Origin of the sequence: uncultured Candidatus Kuenenia sp. (genome assembly GCF_900696675.1) — a bacterium.
GTDB lineage: Bacteria > Planctomycetota > Brocadiia > Brocadiales > Brocadiaceae > Kuenenia > Kuenenia stuttgartiensis_A.
This window is the reverse complement of sequence record NZ_CAADGZ010000001.1, coordinates 109,597-128,022: the sequence shown is the minus strand read 5'-3', so window position 1 is coordinate 128,022 and position 18,426 is coordinate 109,597. Positions and strand designations below refer to the sequence as shown.

Genomic DNA, 18,426 nt, shown 5'->3' with positions numbered 1-18,426 from the left:
CTAAAGCGCTCTATCTATTTAATGGCTAAATCCCTCACCTACAGGCTGGCAGGAACAATGTAAAACGTGGGGTTCAAGTTGCAAACTTGAACCCGCCATAGGTATCTTAGCAGTAATTTCTTTGCATTTTTTGGCAAAATATTTAATGGTGAAATCCGAAATGCTAAATACGAAATACGAAACAAATTCTAATTTTCAATGTTCAAAACCCTGTTTTTTTCATTGGGATTTTGTATTTGTTTCGTATTTCGTGCTTCGTATTTTTTATCTCGTGCTTGTTTCGCTTGGCTCTGGCGATGTCAGCTTAGGAATTTCAATATTTTTGTAGAGACGCATGCAATACGTCTCTACATATTCTTTAAAATCACATGTGCTTGCAATTAACCCGCCGGGGGCTGAACCCATTACGAAAAAACTACCTTGTTTCGTTTTTTTCCTTTTTCATAACCAGGTGTTCCAGCACCATTTTTCTTGGATGGTTTTCTGCGCCGGTGCGCCAGTCTTTTGGAGGGACAATGTTTTCCATTGTTGACAATAATTGTTGTGCATCAAGCCGGTCATATATCTGATTCCAAACGCATGGTGTTTCTTCCGAAACCTCGCACTTCCCATTTTGTGAGCCGCCGCACGGACCGTTTAGCAAACTCTTTGCACACCGGCTTACCGGGCAAAGTCCGCCGGTGGTACTAATAATACAATCACCACAGCCGGCGCAGCGTTCCCAGAAAACCCCCTGCTCCGTAGGCGCTCCCATAAATGTTGTATTTAGTCCGGGAAATACCTTTGCGTTTGGAAACCGTTCCGCCATATATTGCACGCCTATACCGCAGGCAATGGATAAAACGGCATCGCAATCCTCAACCACATTTTTTGTTTCTTCTATAAATTCCCATTCACACTGCCGAAGTACCGAACCCTCTACCACCTCAACGGGTTTCCCTTTTAACTTTGAGGCAAGCCGGATTTTTGCGGCAAGTTCCGTTACCTGTTTTTCGCCGCCGGTGTGGCAGATGGTAACGCATGAACCACACCCGACAACGTATACCTTTTTACATCCCGAAAGCATTTGTTCTATTTCGTTAAACGGTTTTGCATCAGCGACAATCATTTTTATACACCTTTATGTAAATAAGTTTTTTTTCAGTTTACGCACTTTTTACTAAGTTGATTTGTTCAATATCTTTTACCATTTGGACGGCAATATCCACAAACGCATTGTCTGTCTGCGATGAAACAAAATGTGTCTTAAATATCCTGGCATCCACCCCTATTTTGCTCAAAAATCCTGACACATATGCCGAGCGTTTTTTTATCCATTCATATTCTGCGCAAAAATGGCATTCATCTTCTTTGCATGCCGTTATTAAGACGCCGTCGGCGCCCCATTCAAGCGCATTGAGATATAAGGAGGGTTCCACCTTTCCAAGCCCCAATACGCCAATGCGTTTTACGTGTTTTTCTATGACAGCATTGCTCTTGCCCTCAACACTGCCGACGACTGGCGAACCGTATTGGCAGTAGAAATTGACGATTAATGGTTTTGCCTTTTGAACCGAGACGTCCTGAAAAAGGGCCTTCAATCTCTCTCTGCCGCTATCTTCCAGCGGCGTTTTAAAGCGTATGGCCTTTGCGGGACACTCCACAATACACAAACCGCAGGACTGGCAATCTCCGCCGATGTAAGCCGTTATTTCACCGTTTCTGAATTCCGGCACATCAAAAGGACACACCCTTACGCAGGTAATGCAGCCAACACATAAATGCTCATCCACATACGCGCCGGCGCCGCAATTCATACACCGTTGGGCCTCCCTGACGGCAACTTCGGGAGAAAATCCCAATTCCACCTCATCAAATGAATGCAATCTCTTTGAGAGCGACATCATGGGCATGTCCTGCTTCTGTTCTTTTTTAACGAGAGGGACTCTTGCGTCCGCCAGTTTGGGCACCTCCGGTTTATCTACCCATTTTTCATCGCTTCGTTTTTCGTTTCTCAGCGCATTATGAATGGAGATTGCCGCTTTTTTCCCTTGAGCCAGGCCTTCGGTGAGGGTGCCTCTTCCGAGTACAATGTCCCCTCCTGCATAAATACCCGGCATCGAAGTCTCAAAGGTATTTGGGGCAACAACGATTGTCGCCCCTCGTGAAACCTCAATTTCTTCCTGGTTTTTCAGGAAAGAGAGGTTGGACGTCTGGCCTATTGCCAGGATAATGGTATCGGCTTCTATGACAGATTCCGAACCCTCGTAAAAAGCAGGATGAAAACGTTTTTGTTCATCAAAAACATATTTTACCCTGAGTGTTTCAAGTCCTGTCGCCCTTCCGTGTTCTCCCAGAATGCGTTTTGGCCCCACGGAATTGTACAATATAACGCCTTCGTGAACGGCTTCCTCAATCTCAAAATCGGTGGTAGGCATTTCATTGCGTGATTCAAGGCATGCGACCGACACCTTTTCCGTTTTAAGCCTCAAGGCGGTTCTGGCGCAATCCATCGCAACGGCTCCGCCACCGATCACCAGCACGTTTTTCCCTATTTTAGCGGTTCCTGTTGCATTGACCTCGCGCAGGAAAGATATGCCCTTCAACACGCCGTCATACTCCGCCCCCTCTATTGGTAAATTGCGGCTGTCAAGCAATCCAACGCCTATAAAAATAGCGGCATATCCTTCCTTTTTCAGGCTGTCAAAGGTAACATCCTTCCCTAAAGTGGTGTTGTATCTTATTTCGACCCCCAGTTGCCGTATGAATTCAACATCTTTGTCAATGGCATTCCTTGGCAGACGATATGTGGGGACGCCCATGCGCAGCATGCCTCCCGGATGCGGGTTTGATTCAAATATCGTGCAGGAGTATCCCATAAGCGCCAGGTCATTTGCAGCGGCAAGACCTGCGGGTCCCGCTCCAATTATTGCGATCCTTTCGGGATATGTTTGCTCCGGCCTGGTGTAAATATTTTCGGAATAATTATCGCTGAGGAAGCGCTTGAGCCATGCGATTGCTATCGGCTTGTCCGTGCTGTTCCTTCTGCACTTTGTTTCACAGGGATGGGTACATATGCGTCCGCATGATGCGGGAAGCGTATTTCTCTCCCTGACAAGCCGGTACGCTTCCTTAAAAAGGCCCCTGGCGATAAGCTGTACATAATCACGCGCATCCTGCCGGATAGGGCATGCCATAACGCACGGAGCTTCTTCGCCGGTGCATGTATTCTGTTTTGTCTGTATGTTATTCATTGTCATTGCAAATATTTATTCTCCCATTATTTTAATAACCAGTCTTTTGTTACGTTGTCCGTCAAACTCTGCGTAAAATATTTGCTGCCAGGGTCCCATATCCAATGTTCCTTTTGTTACAGGCACTATCACCTGATGGCCGACAAGGAGGTTCTTTAAATGTGCGTCTCCATTGGATTCTCCGGTTCTGTGGTGGAAATAATCAGGCCCTTCAGGCGCCAGTTTTTGCAGCCATTCTTCAATATCCCGATGCAGCCCTGATTCTGCATCGTTTATAAAAACTCCCGCAGTAATATGCATGGCGGAAACCAGCGCCATGCCTTCCTTTATACCGCTGCTGATGAGTATCCTTTCTACCTCTTTCGTAATATTAATCAATTCCCGGTGTTTCTTCGTATTAAAAGTAAGGTATTCCGTTGAAAATTTCATTTTTACCCCGTTTATGCTCAAAATTGTTGTAAAGATGCATTTGTTTAAAATTTCAAATCATTTTGTCATTAGAATTTGTTTCGGATTTCAAAATTAACAGGGGGGCAAAATGTTGCTATTTCTTCAAAACCAGATGTTTTTTCCAGTGAATATCGTCGGTCTGCGGATAATCTGTGCGGTGATGAACGCCGCGTGATTCCCTGCGTTTGTATGCTGATGACACTATAAGACTTGCAACAAGCAACATATTCTGTAATTCCCAGCCTTCCGGGTTTGAAAATTCCTTATCCATTACATATTTACACCACATGTCTATCATTTCTTCCGCCTGGAGCAGGCGCTTTTCGTTGCGCTCAATTCCCACATTCCTCCACATAAGACTTTTGAGGGAATCCCCAATGTCTTCAAGGTCAAGCCAGCTTATTTTGGAGGCTCCCGGCGTTTCATTCATTGATAATGGAGTGAGATTTGTCTTAATGCCTTGCGCCGATTTGCAGGCTTCTATCCCGGCAATGTTTCCCATTACCAACCCTTCCAGCAGGGAGTTGCTTCCCAAACGGTTAGCGCCATGCATGCCTGTACACGCCGCCTCTCCGCATGCATAGAGGTGCTTCACTGTGGTCATAGAAAGACGATTTACCTTTATTCCACCAATCATGTAATGAGCGCTTGGGCGCACCGGAATCAGGTCTTTGGAGATATCAATGCCGAAAGATTCACAAATTTCTTTAATTTTCGGGAAACGTGTAAAAAGTCTTTTCCTGGGGATATGGCGAATGTCCAGAGATACATGCGTATTACCTGTTTCACGCATTTCTTTCAAAATGCTTTGGCTTACTACGTCCCTGGGCGCAAGCTCGGCTTTTTCATGGTATTTTGGCATAAACCGGTCGCCGTTCTTATTTAGCAGTATGCCGCCTTCGCCCCTTACCGTCTCGGTAATAAGAAAACGCACCGCACCGGCTATATATAATGTAGTGGGATGAAACTGGACAAATTCCATGTCCTGAAGGGCAGCGCCGGCGCGATATGCCATTGCCAGTCCATCCCCGGTGGCGACGCCGGGGTTGGTCGTTTCCCGGTAAACCTGGCCACATCCTCCCGTTGCTAAAATGGTCTGTTTTGCCCATATTAACGTGGTCCCCTTTTTAGGGTGCCACACCGCTATGCCATGGCAGAAATTGTCGGCTGTAATAAGGTCAATTGCGTATGTATATTCGAATACCTTGATGTTTTTGTTTTTCTTTATACGACGTATGAGAGTGTTTTCCACCTCTCTTCCCGTTGAATCGCCAAGGGCGCGTATTATTCGGGGAAAACCATGTCCACCTTCCTGCGTAAAGATTAAATGGTCGTTTTCCTTGTCGAATTCCGCTCCCCATTCGATCATTTCCTGTACCCGCTTCGGACCTTCGGAAATAATCTTGCTAACAATCGCGGGGTTGCACAGACCCTGCCCTGCAGTCAAGGTATCTTTTTTGTGTTTTGAGATATTATCACCGGGGGACAACACCACGGCAACGCCGCCTTGCGCATAGGTGGTATTATTCTCGTCGATTTTATCTTTTGTAATAATGAGCACGGAGCTATGATTTGACGCCTGGATGGCGGCGCTTAGGCCGGCGACCCCGCTCCCTACCACAAGTATATCGGTAAAGAGGTGAGAATGTGTGCGGGTGTCGAAAGAAATGAGGTATCGTTTTGGAACTATGCGTTTTTTCATAGGGATAAGGATATAAAATATTTTTAAACCGGTATGAACAAAGGGAGCTTACCCCTCATTATAATTACTGTAAAGCTCAACGTGGAAACATTTTAGGAGTTAAATGCCCCCAGCAGGATTCAAACCTGCAGCCTTTGGCTCCGGAGGCCAACGCTCTATTCAATTGAGCTATAGGGGCGTGGAAAATCTGATTTGTAATATAATTTTACAAAAAATGGTTAATTTAAATCAAGGCTAATGTTTTTAATACGTATTGGTCATTAGTCTTTCGTCACTCGTAATTGACCATTGGTCAACTGCCGACCGCCGACTGCAGATTGTAGATTGTAGATTGTAGATTGCCAACCGCAGAAGGGACAATTAAATATTTTGCAAAAAAAAGCAAAGAAATTACCGATAAGGCACTAATTAATGCGGTTACCCATCGCATTCTTTTTTAATTGACAAAGATAGTTTCGTTGGTTTATAATCCGTTTTAAATGATTTAAATATAATAAGTTAGCATTGTTAAGGTTTTTGGATTTATCTGATAACGGCGGACATTTTATCTATGAAAATACCCTCTCAGGATTTAAAGCGGCAGTATAAAAGTATTCAAAATGAAATAGACGCTGTTGTTTTAGATGTGTTGGCACAACAGTCTTTTATTCTCGGACCTTACGTTGAGTCGTTCGAGAATAGTATGGCAAATTATTGCGGCGCTAAATACGCTATTGGGGTTTCTTCCGGTACGGATGCATTATTATTGGCATTAATGGCATGTGGCATTAAAAGTGGCGACGAAGTTATTACAACGCCATTTACTTTTTTTGCCACGGCAGGCTCGATTGCACGATTAGGGGCATTGCCTGTGTTTGTCGATATCGATCCTGCAACGTACAACATAGACGTCCGCAAGATCGCCTCTGCGGTAAGTAGCAAAACGAAGGCGCTTCTTCCCGTTCACCTGTTCGGGCAATGCGCCGAAATGGATGCGATTCTTGAAATGGCGCAAACGAAAGGATTATATGTTGTTGAGGATGCTGCGCAGGCAATAGGCGCTTTTTATAAGGGGAAGCAAGCGGGAACGATGGGCGATACAGGCTGTTTTTCGTTTTATCCGTCGAAAAATCTGGGCGCTTACGGTGATGGCGGTCTTGTAACGGCGAATGACGATGAGATGGGGGCTTTGATTAAGGCACTGCGTGTACATGGGTCGAATACGAGATACTACCATGAATATGTTGGAATCAACGGCCGGCTGGACGCCCTTCAGGCGGCCATCCTGCATACGAAGCTGAAGCATTTAAACGAATGGTCGGAAAAGCGCCGGACAGTCGCCGCCTATTATGATGAACACTTAAGTGGAATGCCTGTAAGACTTCCCGAAATTATGAACGGCAATACGCACATTTATCATCAGTATGTGATAGCTACGCCAAAACGCGACCTTTTGAAAGAACATCTTTCAGTACAGGGTATAGAGACGGTTATTTATTATCCGGTACCCCTTCATTTGCAGAAATGCTTTGCGTACTTAGGATATAAATCCGGCGACTTGCCGGTATCTGAAAAAGCCGCAAACGAAGTTTTGTCCCTACCTGTTTTCCCTGAAATTACCCGGGAAGAACAAGATTTTGTTATTGAGCAAATAAAGGCTTTTTTCACTCGTAAATAGCATTTTTTTATGAAAATAACACGCCTTCTTTTTACTCTCGCCTTGTTTTTATTATTAAGCGCTCCTGCCTTTGCAGACAGTCTGCTTTCCGGCAGCAACCTTGCACACAGACCCTTTTCTCTTTCTGCCAAACGTATAAGTACATGGAAAAAAGAAGGAACCAGGGTCTTTATTGCTGAAAAGAATGCCGGTGTTTCGCAGGGGCCTTTTTATATCGTTGCGGACAATGTGGTTTGCTGGTTTCACGAAGAGGAATCGATGCAGTATGAAGACGCAATCATTGAGGTATATTGCGAAGGCAACGTAACGGTGTTTCATGGAGAAAATTACGAAAAATTTGAGCAGGTATATTTGAAATTTGTCACCTTGACAGGGATTGAGGTGAATCCGGATATATTGCCAATAGTGTTCTTTGAAGAGGCACAACCAATGCCTTTTTTTCTCAGGGGAGAAGATATTCGTTCTAGGGGAGAAGAAGAGTTCTTATCTATGGAGACCCCTGAGTCGATAAAAACTAAAGATCAAAGGGAAAAGGAGGAGTTGATTGATATTATTGCGGATCAAATCGATTCATGGGAGGAGGGTGACAGGCGCATTGTTGTTGCTCTTGGGAATGTAAAAATCAAAAAAGAGGACATGACTGTTGACGCGGATAGTATTATCCTATGGTTTGATAAAAGTGCCTTGCCGGATGTGACACAACAATCCATGGCATTGCCTCTTAGCGAACTTTATGCAGAAGGCAACGTTACCATGCGCCGTGAAAATGATTTTCTCATTGCCGATCGTATCTTTGAACAAATGGCAGAAGACAGGGGGATTATTTTAGACGGTAAGATCAAGACAACTATTCAATCCGGCCAGGAGGAGGATGTTTCCGGCCAGGATGCCGCTTTCCGTTCCAAAAAAGACAAATTTGCCGGGCTAAAAGACTTGCCCGCGCATGTCACTGCGGAAGAAATACATCATGTAGGAAAAGGACGATATGAGATCGAAAACGGCCAAATAACTACATGTGGGTATGGGCATCCGCATTATCATTTCCAAGGGAAAAAAATCCGATTAATTCAGAGCGAAGGACATAATATTATCTCTTCAAAAGATAACTTTTTTTATCTCGACCGATATCCCGTGGCATATTTTCCTTACATATCACTTGATATTCAAAAGAAGGAAAAGCTTTTAAGAGACTGGACGTTTGGAAGCTCTTCCCGCTTTGGCACATTTATTCGGACCGATTGGGACCTCTATGTGGCTGCCGGGGGAAAACAAAAGGAGTGGAGCGACCTTATATTTAAACTGGACTATTTACAGAACCGCGGCATTGGTACAGGGTTTGATTTTGGTTACCGGGGGCAGGATTTGTTTGGGTCGGTTGAAACATATTATCTGAACGACCATGGAGAGTATGATATTAATCGCATACCGATAGACAAAGAAGATCGCGGGAGCATATTATGGAGGCACCGGCAAGAGCTGCCGTATGGTGTGCGCATGGATACGGAATATTCCTATCTGAGCGACCCAAGATTCCTGAGGGAATATTTCCCTCAGAAATTCAAGACGGAAAAAGATCGTGAAACGGTATTCTATCTTCGAAGAACGGAGGATAACAGGGCGGCGACGTTTCTCGTAAATCAGCAATTAAACGGATTTGACACAACGGTAGATTCTTTAAGGGAAAAAAATTATGCGGAACGGCTTCCTGAGGTAAAATACCAGATCATTAGCGAGCCTCTTTTGGACAACCGGATGTTGTTTTCTTCAGAAAGCTCAATTACGTATTTTAACAACACTGTTGAACAATCGGCTGATTTCCGGAAATACCATCCTGCCCTTGCCGGTTTTGATTCGGGAACGGTAAATGAAGCAACCGAAACCCGGCCGGTGGCAAGAATTGATAGTGTTGCCCGTGTAAGTTTTCCGTTTAAGCCATGGATTTTTAATATTAATCCATTTGTCGAGGGGAGGGCTACCGGGTATTCTGAAAGTATAGACACTTCAGACGGGGTGGCGGAAGAACATGGGGATGTGACAGGCCGCTTTATTCCTACGTTTGGACTTGACTGGAGTTCTACGCACTGGAGGACATATAGCGTCTATAATGATTTTTTCAGGATTAATCGTTTACGCCATATATTTATACCGGAGCTGCGTTATATTTACAGCCCTTTTGTTACTCGTGACCCGGACGAATTGTATCAGTATGATGAAATCGATGCTTTGGATTCCTCTCAGATATTGGTTATGGGCGTGAAAAACAAATTACAGACAAAACGGGGGAACCCGGGACATGAAAAAACGGTGGATTTTATTGATTTTAACCTGGATTATTATATGTTTCCCACAAATTCCGGTATTTACACGGAGGGGATCAACGGGATTATTGTAAGAAAAGATAATTTTATTAATCTTGATTTCCGCTGCCAATTAAACGATATCGTTGCTATTGTTTCCGAAAGGAACGAATTTAATACTGAAGAGTTTCAGTTTGACGTCCTTTCTTATGGCGCGGAAGTGGTCAATCCCCCTGACTGGCAGTTTTTTGCAGGACATAGGTTTATCAGAGATATCAGTTCCATGATAATGCTTGCGGCAAATTACCAGATTAATGAAAAATGGAGTATTATGGGGAAGGAAAAATATGATCTGAAAACCTCGCTAGCCGATGATGATGACGGCGAGGGGAGACGCGAGGAACGGAAAAATTTAAAAACAAGCTTTGTGCTGTCCCGTTATTTTCATGACTGGGTAGGAAGCATTACCCTTGAATTAGACCCCATTAGAAATGATAATTCTTATCGCTTTGATATTAGCCCCAAGGGTCTTCAGCAAACCACGAGCCGCTTTTGGTTTTAATACACAGGGTGCAATCTATGAGAACAGCAGTTTATCCGGGGATGTTTGATCCTGTTACAAATGGACATCTTGATGTTATCCGGCGGGGAAGTGTTATTTTTAGCGGACTAATTGTCTCTGTTGGATGTAATCCGTTAAAACAAGCGTTGTTTTCTGTAGAAGAAAGAATGGAGATGATCAGGCACAATGTTAAGGATTTTAAAAACGTTGAAGTAGATTGCTTTGAAGGTATGCTGGTGGATCATCTGGCAAAAAGAGGAACAAATATTATACTGCGTGGCATACGCACGGCATCTGATTTTGAATATGAACGGAACCGGGCATTAACAAACAGGGTATTCGATAAAAATGCAGAAACAGTATTTGTAATGGCAAGTGAACAATATTTATTTCTAAACTCCGCCCTGATTAAAGAAACGGCCAGTCTGGGCGGAAACGTAAGCAAATTTGTCCCTCCGGACGTTGAAAGAGGTTTAATGCAAAAATTTAAACGCTTACAAAGAAAGAAGACGACATGAAGGTTAACGTCCTTATTTTAGGCGATATTGTGGGTAGTCCGGGACGCACGATAATAAAAAACAAACTGAAATCTTTTATGGAGAAGGAAGAGATACATTTTTGTATTGCAAACGGAGAAAATGCGGCAGCGGGGGCCGGCATTACAGATCAAATCACAAAAGAATTATTTTCTTACGGCGTGGATGTCATCACTATGGGCGACCATGTGTGGGATAAAAAGGAAAAGGTTCACGTCCTGGAAATACATAAAAATATTATACGGCCGCTTAATTATTCTCCGTATGCCATTGGAAAGGGCTTTGTGGTTGCAACGTCAAAGCTGGGATATCCCATTGGAGTGGTTAACCTGCTTGGCAGGGTATTCATGAAGCCCATAGATTGTCCTTTCAGGGGAGTGGAGAAGATTTTGGGGGTGCTTTCTAATGAAACGTCGATGATTTTTGTTGATATGCATGCGGAAGCGACCTCCGAAAAAATAGCAATGGGTTTGTTCCTGGACGGTAGAGTCAGTGCAGTTGTCGGTACCCATACACACGTAATGACTGCAGATGAAAAGATATTGCCAAAGGGAACTGCTTATATAACCGATATAGGCATGACGGGCCCTCATGAATCCATATTGGGCAGAAAATCCGATTGCGTGCTAAAGGCGATTATGACGCAAATGCCCACGCGGTTCGAAGTGGCAGAGAATGATGTGCGGATGAATGGTGTAAAGATTGTTGTGGACAGCCAAACAGGAAGGGCCGAAAGCATAATGAGAATCGAAGTGAAAGAAAAAGAAGCAAGTTGAGCAGCAATGAATAATCTGTTTCCTCTTATATCAGATGCGGTAAGGAGTCAAAAGAGAATACTGACCATTTCCGGGATTACCGGTAAGATACGGAACTCGCTGGAACAGGGGTTTTCCCACGTATGGATTACCGGAGAGGTGTCCAATTTAAAAAAACCATCCTCCGGCCACTTGTATTTGACGCTGAAAGATGAACATGCGCAGATTCAGGCGGTCATATTTAAATCCGTCGCCAACTGGATAAAATTTGACTTAAAGGACGGAATGGAAGTCCTGGCCTTTGGTTCTATCACTGTTTACGAGCCCCGCGGACAATATCAAATAATCATTGAAAACATCGAGCCAAAAGGATTTGGTGCACTTCAACAGGCATTTTTGAAACTGAAAGAACGATTGGGGAAGGAGGGTTTATTTGACCCATGCTACAAGAAACCCCTTCCGTTGCTTCCCCAAAAGATTGCCATCGTAACATCCCTTACCGGTGCGGCAATAAAGGATATCCTGAATGTCATCAACAGAAGGTTTGCGAAGATGGAAATCCTCATTTATCCAGTGAGGGTTCAGGGCGAGGGCGCTGCCCGGGAAATTGCCAATGCCATTGATAACCTGAATACTATTGCCGGGATTGATGTGATTATTGTGGGTAGAGGCGGAGGGAGCCTGGAAGATTTATGGGCGTTTAATGAAGAGGTTGTTGCCAGAAGCATTTTTACCTCAAAGATACCCGTCATTTCCGCAGTAGGGCATGAAATTGATGTCACTATTTCTGACCTGGTCGCAGACATAAGGGCGTTGACCCCGACAGAGGCTGCTGAACTGGTAGTTCCCTGCTATGATCAGTTAACAGATGCTTTGGAAAAAATTAAAGCTAGACTTATACAATCACTCTATAATAAAATAAAAACAGATCGAAGTCGTTTGTTACGAGCGGAACATAGCTTTCCCTTTAAGAGGCCGTTTGACAGGATACATAGATTACAACAGGTACTGGACGAGAATATGCAAAGGTTGGTTATGTTGTGCGGTCATACCTTGAAAATGGAAAAGGAGCAGTTGAAAGGACTTGCAAACAGACTGGAGAGCGTAAGCCCGCTAAAGGTGCTGCAAAGAGGATATTCAATTACCACTGTCCTGCATAATGATATCCCTGTAAAATCCTGCAAGGAACTGTCGTCCGGTACAAAGGTAAGAACCAGATTATATGATGGCAGTTTTGTTTCCTCGATAATTGAAATTGAAGGGTAAGCGGGATTGCCTGAAATATATTGGTAGGAGAGGTAAGAGCGTTAAAATAAGCGTATATATAAGCAAAAATTTCTGATTGATGATGGGCATTGTAGTATATGGCAAAAGTAAAATTTGAGGAAGCGTTAAAGGGACTAGAAAAAATTATTGATAAACTGGAGAAGGGAGATATGCCCCTCGATGAAACGTTATCTGAATATGAAAATGGCATAAAATTGTACAAAAAGTGTGTTTCTATGCTGGACGAGGCAGAAAAAAAAATCCAGATATTGGTAAAGGATGAAAATGGCTCTTTCAGCACCAGAGATTTTATTGATAACAGTACGAATGACACGAATAACGCACCGTAAAAAAATAATATGTGTAGAGAGATTTTTAACAATAAACAATACCAAAGAGACAAATGAATAATATCTTAGACTCCGTTGAATTTCCGGAAGACCTGAAAAAGTTAAACCCGGAAGATTTGCCCAAACTGGCAAGTGAAATCCGTTCCTTTATTGTGGACGTCATATCAAAAAATCCCGGACATCTTTCCTCAAACCTCGGAGTGGTGGAATTGACGATGGCGCTCCATTATTGTTTCGATTTCAGGAAAGACAGAATTGTCTGGGACGTTGGCCATCAGGCGTATGTCCACAAGATACTTACCGGCAGGAAAACACATTTCTCCATACTGCGCCAATATAAAGGACTCAGCGGCTTTCCGGATAAAAATGAAAGCTTATATGATCCTTTCACATGCGGCCATAGCGGTGATGCGATATCTTCCGCCCTGGGATTGTCATGTGCAGATGAGATTATCGGATACAAACGATCCATTGTTGTGGTGGTGGGAGATGGCGGCATAGGGGCTGGTATGTCTCTGGAAGCATTAAACCATGCAGGCGATATTAAGAAAAATCTACTTGTTGTCTTAAATGATAATGAGATGTCTATTTCCAACACCGTAGGGGCAGTTTCGAAATATTTGAACAAAATACGAACAATGCCGATTTATGCGGATATAAGAAAAGAGTTACGCGGTTTGATAAAAATATTGCCGGTGCTTGGGAAGCCTATGGAGAAAACACTGGAACATCTTGTTGAATTGGTAAAAATCGGTGCTACTCCGGGGCGTATTTTTGAAGACCTCGGATTCAATTATTTCGGGCCGATTGACGGGCACGATTTTAAGGTATTAACAGAAACAATAAATGATATTAAGCATTTAAACGGCCCTGTGTTGCTGCATGTGATAACAGAAAAGGGGCGTGGTTTTGAACCTGCATACCAAAACCCCACGCAATTCCACAGCTCCGGGAAATTTAAGCTTTCTGAAGGCAAAATAGAGAAAGAGGTACAGGATGCAGGGAAAATTTCTTACACAAAAGTTTTTAGCGATGCGCTGGTGGAATTCTCAAAAACGAATCCTTCTATCGTAGGCATTACTGCGGCTATGCCGGACGGCACGGGTATGATTTCCTTTGGGGAAAAATTCCCGGACAGATATTTTGACGTGGGTATTTGTGAACAACATGCCGTTGGACTTGCAAACGGTCTTTCAACCGAAAAATTGAAGCCTGTGGTGGCAATATATTCCACATTTTTGCAGAGGGCATATGACCAGGTCTTCCATGATATTTGTTTACAAAAAAATCCAGTAGTTTTTGTCATGGACAGATCCGGGGTGGTTGGCAATGATGGCCCTACCCATAACGGCGTGTTTGATATAGCGTATCTCCGCAATTTGCCCGGCATTGTATTGATGTCCCCTAAAGACGGAAGCGAACTAAGGGCAATGCTAAAGATTGCCATCGATTCTGATGAGATAATTGCAATTCGCTATCCAAAAGAAAATATACCCGATGAAAAAATCGATTTGGAATGCAAGCCGTTTGGGATTGGAGAGGCTGAGATTCTAAGAGAAGGCAAAGACGGCGTGCTTCTGGCGTATGGTTGTATGGTACAAAGATGCCTGCAGGCGGCGGAACAATTGTCGGGAAAAGGCGTCGAAGCCACGGTAGTAAATGCCAGATATGCAAAACCCCTTGATAAAAAACTTATTTTGTCATTAGTAAGAAAACACAAACTGATTCTTACTGTTGAAGACCATGCGCTTGCGGGAGGTTTCGGCTCCGCCGTGCTTGAGATGGTTTCTGATGAAAAAGAGGATGCGGGCAAAATTGTAAGGATGGGTATTCCTGACAGATTTATGGAACATGGGCCAAGAGAGATTATATTGAAAAGTCTTGGCTTGGATGCAGACGGTATTGCAGATACATTTATTGCATCTCTCGATCTAACGGAAATAAAAGGCTCATTCGCAAATACAGGTAAGCGGCATTTAGCCGTTTAGTAGCTTCGGCAGTCTACAAGCTACAGTCGGTAGATTGCAGATTGAGGACTGAGGACTGTTTTCGTGCTTGTTTGGTTCTGGCTGTGCCAGCTTAGGGTGAATAATGAAAAAAATCCTCGTGCTAGGAAATTTTACAAAGAAAAAAATACATGATATGGTGTCGGGCTTAAAGCCATGGCTTAATAAATATGTCGAAACAGCGATTGTCGATTTGTCTCAGGACGAAATCCCTGAAGGCATATATGAAATGGCCGTGGTGTTTGGCGGCGACGGCGCTATTTTGTCCACCTGCAGAAAACTGTCCGGGAATCAGATACCCATTATTGGCGTACACATGGGGCGGTTCGGTTTCCTGGCAGAAATCACGGAACGGGAAGTTTGCAAGTCTATGGAAAAAATCTTTTCCGGAAAGTATTCGATACGCAAAAGAATGCTTCTTCATTGCCGCATTCAACGGAGGGACAAGGTTATTTGTGAGTCAATAGGCGTAAATGACGTCGTCATCTCCCGGTCTTCTTTATCGAGATTAATTTCCATACGATTGCTTATCGATGGCGAAGACGTTGCAACATACAGGGCTGATGGACTGATTATATCAACGCCTTTAGGATCAACGGCACACTCCTTATCTGCCGGGGGACCTTTAGTAACACCGGATTTGAACGCGTTTATTATAGTGCCCGTTTGTCCCCATACGCTCACAAACAGACCATTGGTGGTTTCCGGCAATACGAAGATTGAAATCGAACCGCTGTCGCAATCTCCAAGCATCGGCATGACCGTTGACGGGCAAATATATACCGAATTGGAAGGTGGAGATAAGGTGATGGTCGAACGGTCAGATATTGAAATACAAATGGTTGATACCGGAGAAAGGACTTTTTACGGTGTTTTGCGTGAAAAATTAAACTGGGGAGGACCTCCGAATTATGGCCGTAATTAAGATAAAGGAAAATTATTGCAAGGGATGCCTTTTATGCGTTCCCGTATGCCATCATAATTCTCTGGTTATTTCGGAAACACTGAATGATCAGGGACTGTACCCCGTAAGATTTAAAGAAGGGGGAAAATGCGACGGTTGTAAAAAATGTGCCATAATGTGTCCTGATGTTGCAATAGAAATTTATAACTGATGCTGTTTAATTCATGCAACTTTTTAGATACTGCGTATTATGAAACAATTACTAACGGGCAATGAAGCTGCCGCAGAGTCGGCAGTTTATGCAGGCTGCCGATACTATTATGGGTATCCCATTACGCCTCAAAATGAGCTGATTAATTATATGTCCGTGAGAATGCCTCAGGTAAAAGGCACATTCATTCAGGCGGAGAGTGAAATTGCCGCCATAAGTATGGTGCATGGCAGTGCAGCCGCCGGAGGCCGCGCTATGACTTCTTCGTCCAGCCCCGGAATAAGCCTGAAGCAGGAAGGCATATCCTACCTTGCGGGAAGCGAGCTCCCCTGTGTTATCGTCAATATTCAGCGCGGAGGGCCTGGTTTAGGCGATATCTCCGCTTCGCAGGCGGACTATTTTCAGTCGGTCAAAGGCGGCGGACATGGCGATTATCGGTTAATAGTGCTTGCGCCTAGTTCTGTCCAGGAAATGGCAGACCTTGTTTATGATGCATTTGATTTGGCGGATAGGTATTGCAACCCTGTTTTGATCCTGGGAGACGCACAGATAGGGCAACTGATGGAGCCGGTCGAATTTAAAAAGGAATTCAGGGAAAATCTGCCGTTAAAAGATTGGGCGCTGACCGGCGCTGATAACCGCAGCAGGAGAATAATAAAATCATTTTATTCCGTCAAAGGGGAATTAGAGGTATTTAACGCCAAGTTGCAGAACAAGTATAAGGAAATCGAGAAAAATGAGGTACGGTATGAAGCCGTGAATATTGACGAGGCGGACGTTGTATTAGTGGCTTACGGCACCTCTGCGCGTATTTGTAAGGAAGCCATGAGAAAAAGTGCCCAGTTTGAATTCCGGGTCGGACTAATACGCCCGATAACATTGTGGCCCTTTCCGGGTGAATATATAAGAAAAATATCTGAACGGGTAAAATGCCTGTTAACCGTTGAAATGAGCGCCGGCCAGATGGTGGAAGACGTTAGGCTTGCGGTTGAAGGAAGATGTCCTGTCCACTTTTATGGCAGAACAGGCGGCGGCGTACCTACTTCTCTGGAAATAATAAATAAAATAGTGGAAATACTGCCGAAAAACATGGCGGCAAAGACACCTTTACCATTTGCCGGGGTGAAATAATATGCAGGCTATTTACGAAAAACCGGAAACTTTCATAGACACACCAACACATTTCTGTCCCGGCTGTGGACACGGAATTGTGCTAAGACTTATTGCCGAAATTATTTATGCGTGGGGCATTCGTGGCAAAACCATCGGACTTGCCCCCGTTGGGTGCGCCGTTCTTGCGTATAATTATCTTGATATTGACATGTGCGAAGCCGCACACGGCAGACCGCCTGCCGTCGCCACCGGTATCAAGAGGGTACACCCTGATCATTTTGTATTTGCCTATCAGGGAGATGGTGATTTAGCGGCAATTGGTATGGCTGAAATTATTCATGCGGCAAACAGGGGAGAGCATATTACGTTTATTTTCGTCAACAATGCAATCTACGGCATGACAAACGGCCAGATGGCGCCGACAACCTTGATAGGGCAGAAAAGCGCCACGACGCCTAAAGGCAGAAATCCTTCGAACGATGGATATCCTATTCGTATCTGTGAATTATTGTCTGTCCTTGAGGGCAGCAGCTATATTGAAAGAGTAAGCCTTTCGTCTCCTGAAAACATCCGGAAAACGAAAAAAGCAATTGAAAAAGGATTTAAAACACAAAAGGAAAAGAGAGGTTTTTCTTTGATAGAGATATTGTCCCCCTGCCCGATATACTGGAGAATGGGCGCAAACGAATCTATGAAGCATATTGATGAAACAATGACCGGTACCTTTCCCCTCGGTATTGTAAAGGATTGGGAGTAAAGAAGCAGAATGACGGAAAAGATTATCTTGGCGGGTTTTGGCGGACAAGGCATGATGCTGCTGGGGAAATTGCTTGCACAGACTGCAATAGCGGACTCCCTTTACGTAACATATTTTCCTTCCTATGGCACCGAGGTAAGAGGCGGCACCGCGGTGTATCACCTCGTTATTTCCAGCGAAGAAATATTTTCCCCGCTCATAGAAGAAGCTGACACACTGATCGTCATGAACCAGCCTTCTTATCAAAAATATAAAGACTTGATAACGCACGGCGGTTTGTTGCTTTTAAACTCTTCTATGGTTAAATTTGATTCATTTCCCGATGTGAAAATATATCCCATACCGGCAACGGAAATTGCCAGTAAACTGGGAAATGTGTTAGTTGCCAACATTGTTATGCTGGGCGCTTATTTGGAGGTAAAAAAATTATTTACTGCCGAGAGCATTCTAGGCCAGCTAAATATCTCATTGTGTGGAAGAAAAAAGGATTTACTGGCTATCAACCAGCAAGCTTTGGAAAAAGGCATGCAAGCAATACATTCCCTCAACGTATAGAATTTTACCTTTCCCGTGATATCCCCCCCGCTTTAATATTTTTTGTGCCATAAGCTCATGGATATTTCATCT

At 43.9% G+C, this 18,426-nt stretch carries 16 protein-coding genes and 1 tRNA gene; 12 read left to right on the top strand and 5 right to left on the bottom strand.

All coding sequences use genetic code 11. The annotated features are described in order from the left end of the window. Nucleotides 1–415: 415 nt before the first annotated feature. The 5 genes from QZT26_RS00485 to QZT26_RS00465 all read right to left on the bottom strand — a co-directional run bounded on the left by QZT26_RS00485 (nt 416) and on the right by QZT26_RS00465 (nt 5,563). The gene (locus QZT26_RS00485; protein WP_169703412.1) at nt 416–1,108 is read right to left on the bottom strand and encodes a methylenetetrahydrofolate reductase C-terminal domain-containing protein; all 693 of its coding nucleotides are present in this window, start codon (nt 1,106–1,108) and stop codon (nt 416–418) included. Between the two features lie 37 nt (nt 1,109–1,145). Further along, the gene (locus QZT26_RS00480) at nt 1,146–3,239 is read right to left on the bottom strand and encodes an FAD-dependent oxidoreductase (RefSeq protein WP_295099978.1); all 2,094 of its coding nucleotides are present in this window, start codon (nt 3,237–3,239) and stop codon (nt 1,146–1,148) included. Nucleotides 3,240–3,248: 9 nt separating this feature from the next. Then, nucleotides 3,249–3,662: a secondary thiamine-phosphate synthase enzyme YjbQ gene (locus QZT26_RS00475; protein ID WP_169703414.1), complete on the bottom strand. Its 414-nt coding sequence runs from the start codon at nt 3,660–3,662 to the stop codon at nt 3,249–3,251. Nucleotides 3,663–3,777: 115 nt separating this feature from the next. Next, nucleotides 3,778–5,385 (bottom strand): L-aspartate oxidase, encoded by a 1,608-nt coding sequence (nadB, locus tag QZT26_RS00470; RefSeq protein WP_164994306.1) that lies wholly within the window; start codon nt 5,383–5,385, stop codon nt 3,778–3,780. A 104-nt stretch (nt 5,386–5,489) separates the two neighbouring features. Beyond that, nucleotides 5,490–5,563: transfer RNA gene (locus QZT26_RS00465), tRNA-Arg, on the bottom strand. 372 nt (nt 5,564–5,935) lie between these two features. Between QZT26_RS00465 and QZT26_RS00460 the strand changes: the two genes are divergently transcribed. The 12 genes from QZT26_RS00460 to QZT26_RS00405 all read left to right on the top strand — a co-directional run bounded on the left by QZT26_RS00460 (nt 5,936) and on the right by QZT26_RS00405 (nt 18,354). Continuing rightward, nucleotides 5,936–7,042 (top strand): DegT/DnrJ/EryC1/StrS family aminotransferase, encoded by a 1,107-nt coding sequence (locus QZT26_RS00460; protein ID WP_164994305.1) that lies wholly within the window; start codon nt 5,936–5,938, stop codon nt 7,040–7,042. Nucleotides 7,043–7,051: 9 nt separating this feature from the next. Next, nucleotides 7,052–9,901, top strand: coding sequence for an LPS assembly protein LptD (gene lptD / locus QZT26_RS00455; RefSeq protein WP_164994304.1), 2,850 nt, complete (start codon nt 7,052–7,054; stop codon nt 9,899–9,901). Between the two features lie 17 nt (nt 9,902–9,918). Then, a complete protein-coding gene (coaD, locus tag QZT26_RS00450) occupies nt 9,919–10,419 on the top strand; it encodes a pantetheine-phosphate adenylyltransferase (protein WP_099325258.1) in 501 nt (166 codons plus the stop codon). Next, nucleotides 10,416–11,213, top strand: coding sequence for a TIGR00282 family metallophosphoesterase (locus QZT26_RS00445; RefSeq protein WP_099325259.1), 798 nt, complete (start codon nt 10,416–10,418; stop codon nt 11,211–11,213). Before coaD ends, QZT26_RS00445 begins: the two co-directional genes overlap by 4 nt. Before the next feature lie 6 nt (nt 11,214–11,219). Continuing rightward, nucleotides 11,220–12,458: an exodeoxyribonuclease VII large subunit gene (gene xseA, locus QZT26_RS00440; protein WP_295099972.1), complete on the top strand. Its 1,239-nt coding sequence runs from the start codon at nt 11,220–11,222 to the stop codon at nt 12,456–12,458. 98 nt (nt 12,459–12,556) lie between these two features. After that, nucleotides 12,557–12,808 carry an exodeoxyribonuclease VII small subunit gene (locus QZT26_RS00435; RefSeq protein WP_295099970.1) on the top strand — a complete coding sequence of 84 codons (252 nt, stop codon included), beginning with the start codon at nt 12,557–12,559 and terminating at the stop codon, nt 12,806–12,808. A 53-nt stretch (nt 12,809–12,861) separates the two neighbouring features. Next, nucleotides 12,862–14,796, top strand: a complete 1,935-nt coding sequence (dxs, locus tag QZT26_RS00430; RefSeq protein WP_295099968.1) for a 1-deoxy-D-xylulose-5-phosphate synthase — start codon at nt 12,862–12,864, stop codon at nt 14,794–14,796. 103 nt (nt 14,797–14,899) lie between these two features. Continuing rightward, nucleotides 14,900–15,739: an NAD(+)/NADH kinase gene (locus QZT26_RS00425; RefSeq protein WP_099325263.1), complete on the top strand. Its 840-nt coding sequence runs from the start codon at nt 14,900–14,902 to the stop codon at nt 15,737–15,739. Beyond that, nucleotides 15,726–15,929: a 4Fe-4S dicluster domain-containing protein gene (locus QZT26_RS00420; protein WP_099325264.1), complete on the top strand. Its 204-nt coding sequence runs from the start codon at nt 15,726–15,728 to the stop codon at nt 15,927–15,929. Before QZT26_RS00425 ends, QZT26_RS00420 begins: the two co-directional genes overlap by 14 nt. Before the next feature lie 39 nt (nt 15,930–15,968). Beyond that, nucleotides 15,969–17,060 (top strand): 3-methyl-2-oxobutanoate dehydrogenase subunit VorB, encoded by a 1,092-nt coding sequence (locus tag QZT26_RS00415; protein ID WP_205713348.1) that lies wholly within the window; start codon nt 15,969–15,971, stop codon nt 17,058–17,060. A gap of 1 nt (nt 17,061) precedes the next feature. After that, nucleotides 17,062–17,799: a thiamine pyrophosphate-dependent enzyme gene (locus QZT26_RS00410; RefSeq protein ID WP_099325266.1), complete on the top strand. Its 738-nt coding sequence runs from the start codon at nt 17,062–17,064 to the stop codon at nt 17,797–17,799. Between the two features lie 9 nt (nt 17,800–17,808). Continuing rightward, entirely contained in the window at nt 17,809–18,354 is a 546-nt protein-coding gene (locus QZT26_RS00405) for a 2-oxoacid:acceptor oxidoreductase family protein (protein ID WP_099325267.1), read from the top strand. The last annotated feature ends 72 nt before the right edge of the window (nt 18,355–18,426 follow it).

What these genes read in the sequence shown, in the direction of transcription:
- QZT26_RS00475 (WP_169703414.1), bottom strand. Translation starts at nt 3,662, where the DNA reads ATGAAATTTTCAACGGAATACCTTACTTTTAATACGAAGAAACACCGG.
- QZT26_RS00460 (WP_164994305.1), top strand. Translation starts at nt 5,936, where the DNA reads ATGAAAATACCCTCTCAGGATTTAAAGCGGCAGTATAAAAGTATTCAA.
- coaD (WP_099325258.1), top strand. Translation starts at nt 9,919, where the DNA reads ATGAGAACAGCAGTTTATCCGGGGATGTTTGATCCTGTTACAAATGGA.
- QZT26_RS00420 (WP_099325264.1), top strand. Translation starts at nt 15,726, where the DNA reads ATGGCCGTAATTAAGATAAAGGAAAATTATTGCAAGGGATGCCTTTTA.
- QZT26_RS00405 (WP_099325267.1), top strand. Translation starts at nt 17,809, where the DNA reads ATGACGGAAAAGATTATCTTGGCGGGTTTTGGCGGACAAGGCATGATG.
- xseA (WP_295099972.1), top strand. Translation starts at nt 11,220, where the DNA reads ATGAATAATCTGTTTCCTCTTATATCAGATGCGGTAAGGAGTCAAAAG.
- nadB (WP_164994306.1), bottom strand. Translation starts at nt 5,385, where the DNA reads ATGAAAAAACGCATAGTTCCAAAACGATACCTCATTTCTTTCGACACC.
- QZT26_RS00445 (WP_099325259.1), top strand. Translation starts at nt 10,416, where the DNA reads ATGAAGGTTAACGTCCTTATTTTAGGCGATATTGTGGGTAGTCCGGGA.
- QZT26_RS00415 (WP_205713348.1), top strand. Translation starts at nt 15,969, where the DNA reads ATGAAACAATTACTAACGGGCAATGAAGCTGCCGCAGAGTCGGCAGTT.
- QZT26_RS00425 (WP_099325263.1), top strand. Translation starts at nt 14,900, where the DNA reads ATGAAAAAAATCCTCGTGCTAGGAAATTTTACAAAGAAAAAAATACAT.
- QZT26_RS00435 (WP_295099970.1), top strand. Translation starts at nt 12,557, where the DNA reads ATGGCAAAAGTAAAATTTGAGGAAGCGTTAAAGGGACTAGAAAAAATT.
- QZT26_RS00410 (WP_099325266.1), top strand. Translation starts at nt 17,062, where the DNA reads ATGCAGGCTATTTACGAAAAACCGGAAACTTTCATAGACACACCAACA.
- dxs (WP_295099968.1), top strand. Translation starts at nt 12,862, where the DNA reads ATGAATAATATCTTAGACTCCGTTGAATTTCCGGAAGACCTGAAAAAG.
- QZT26_RS00485 (WP_169703412.1), bottom strand. Translation starts at nt 1,108, where the DNA reads ATGATTGTCGCTGATGCAAAACCGTTTAACGAAATAGAACAAATGCTT.
- QZT26_RS00480 (WP_295099978.1), bottom strand. Translation starts at nt 3,239, where the DNA reads ATGACAATGAATAACATACAGACAAAACAGAATACATGCACCGGCGAA.
- lptD (WP_164994304.1), top strand. Translation starts at nt 7,052, where the DNA reads ATGAAAATAACACGCCTTCTTTTTACTCTCGCCTTGTTTTTATTATTA.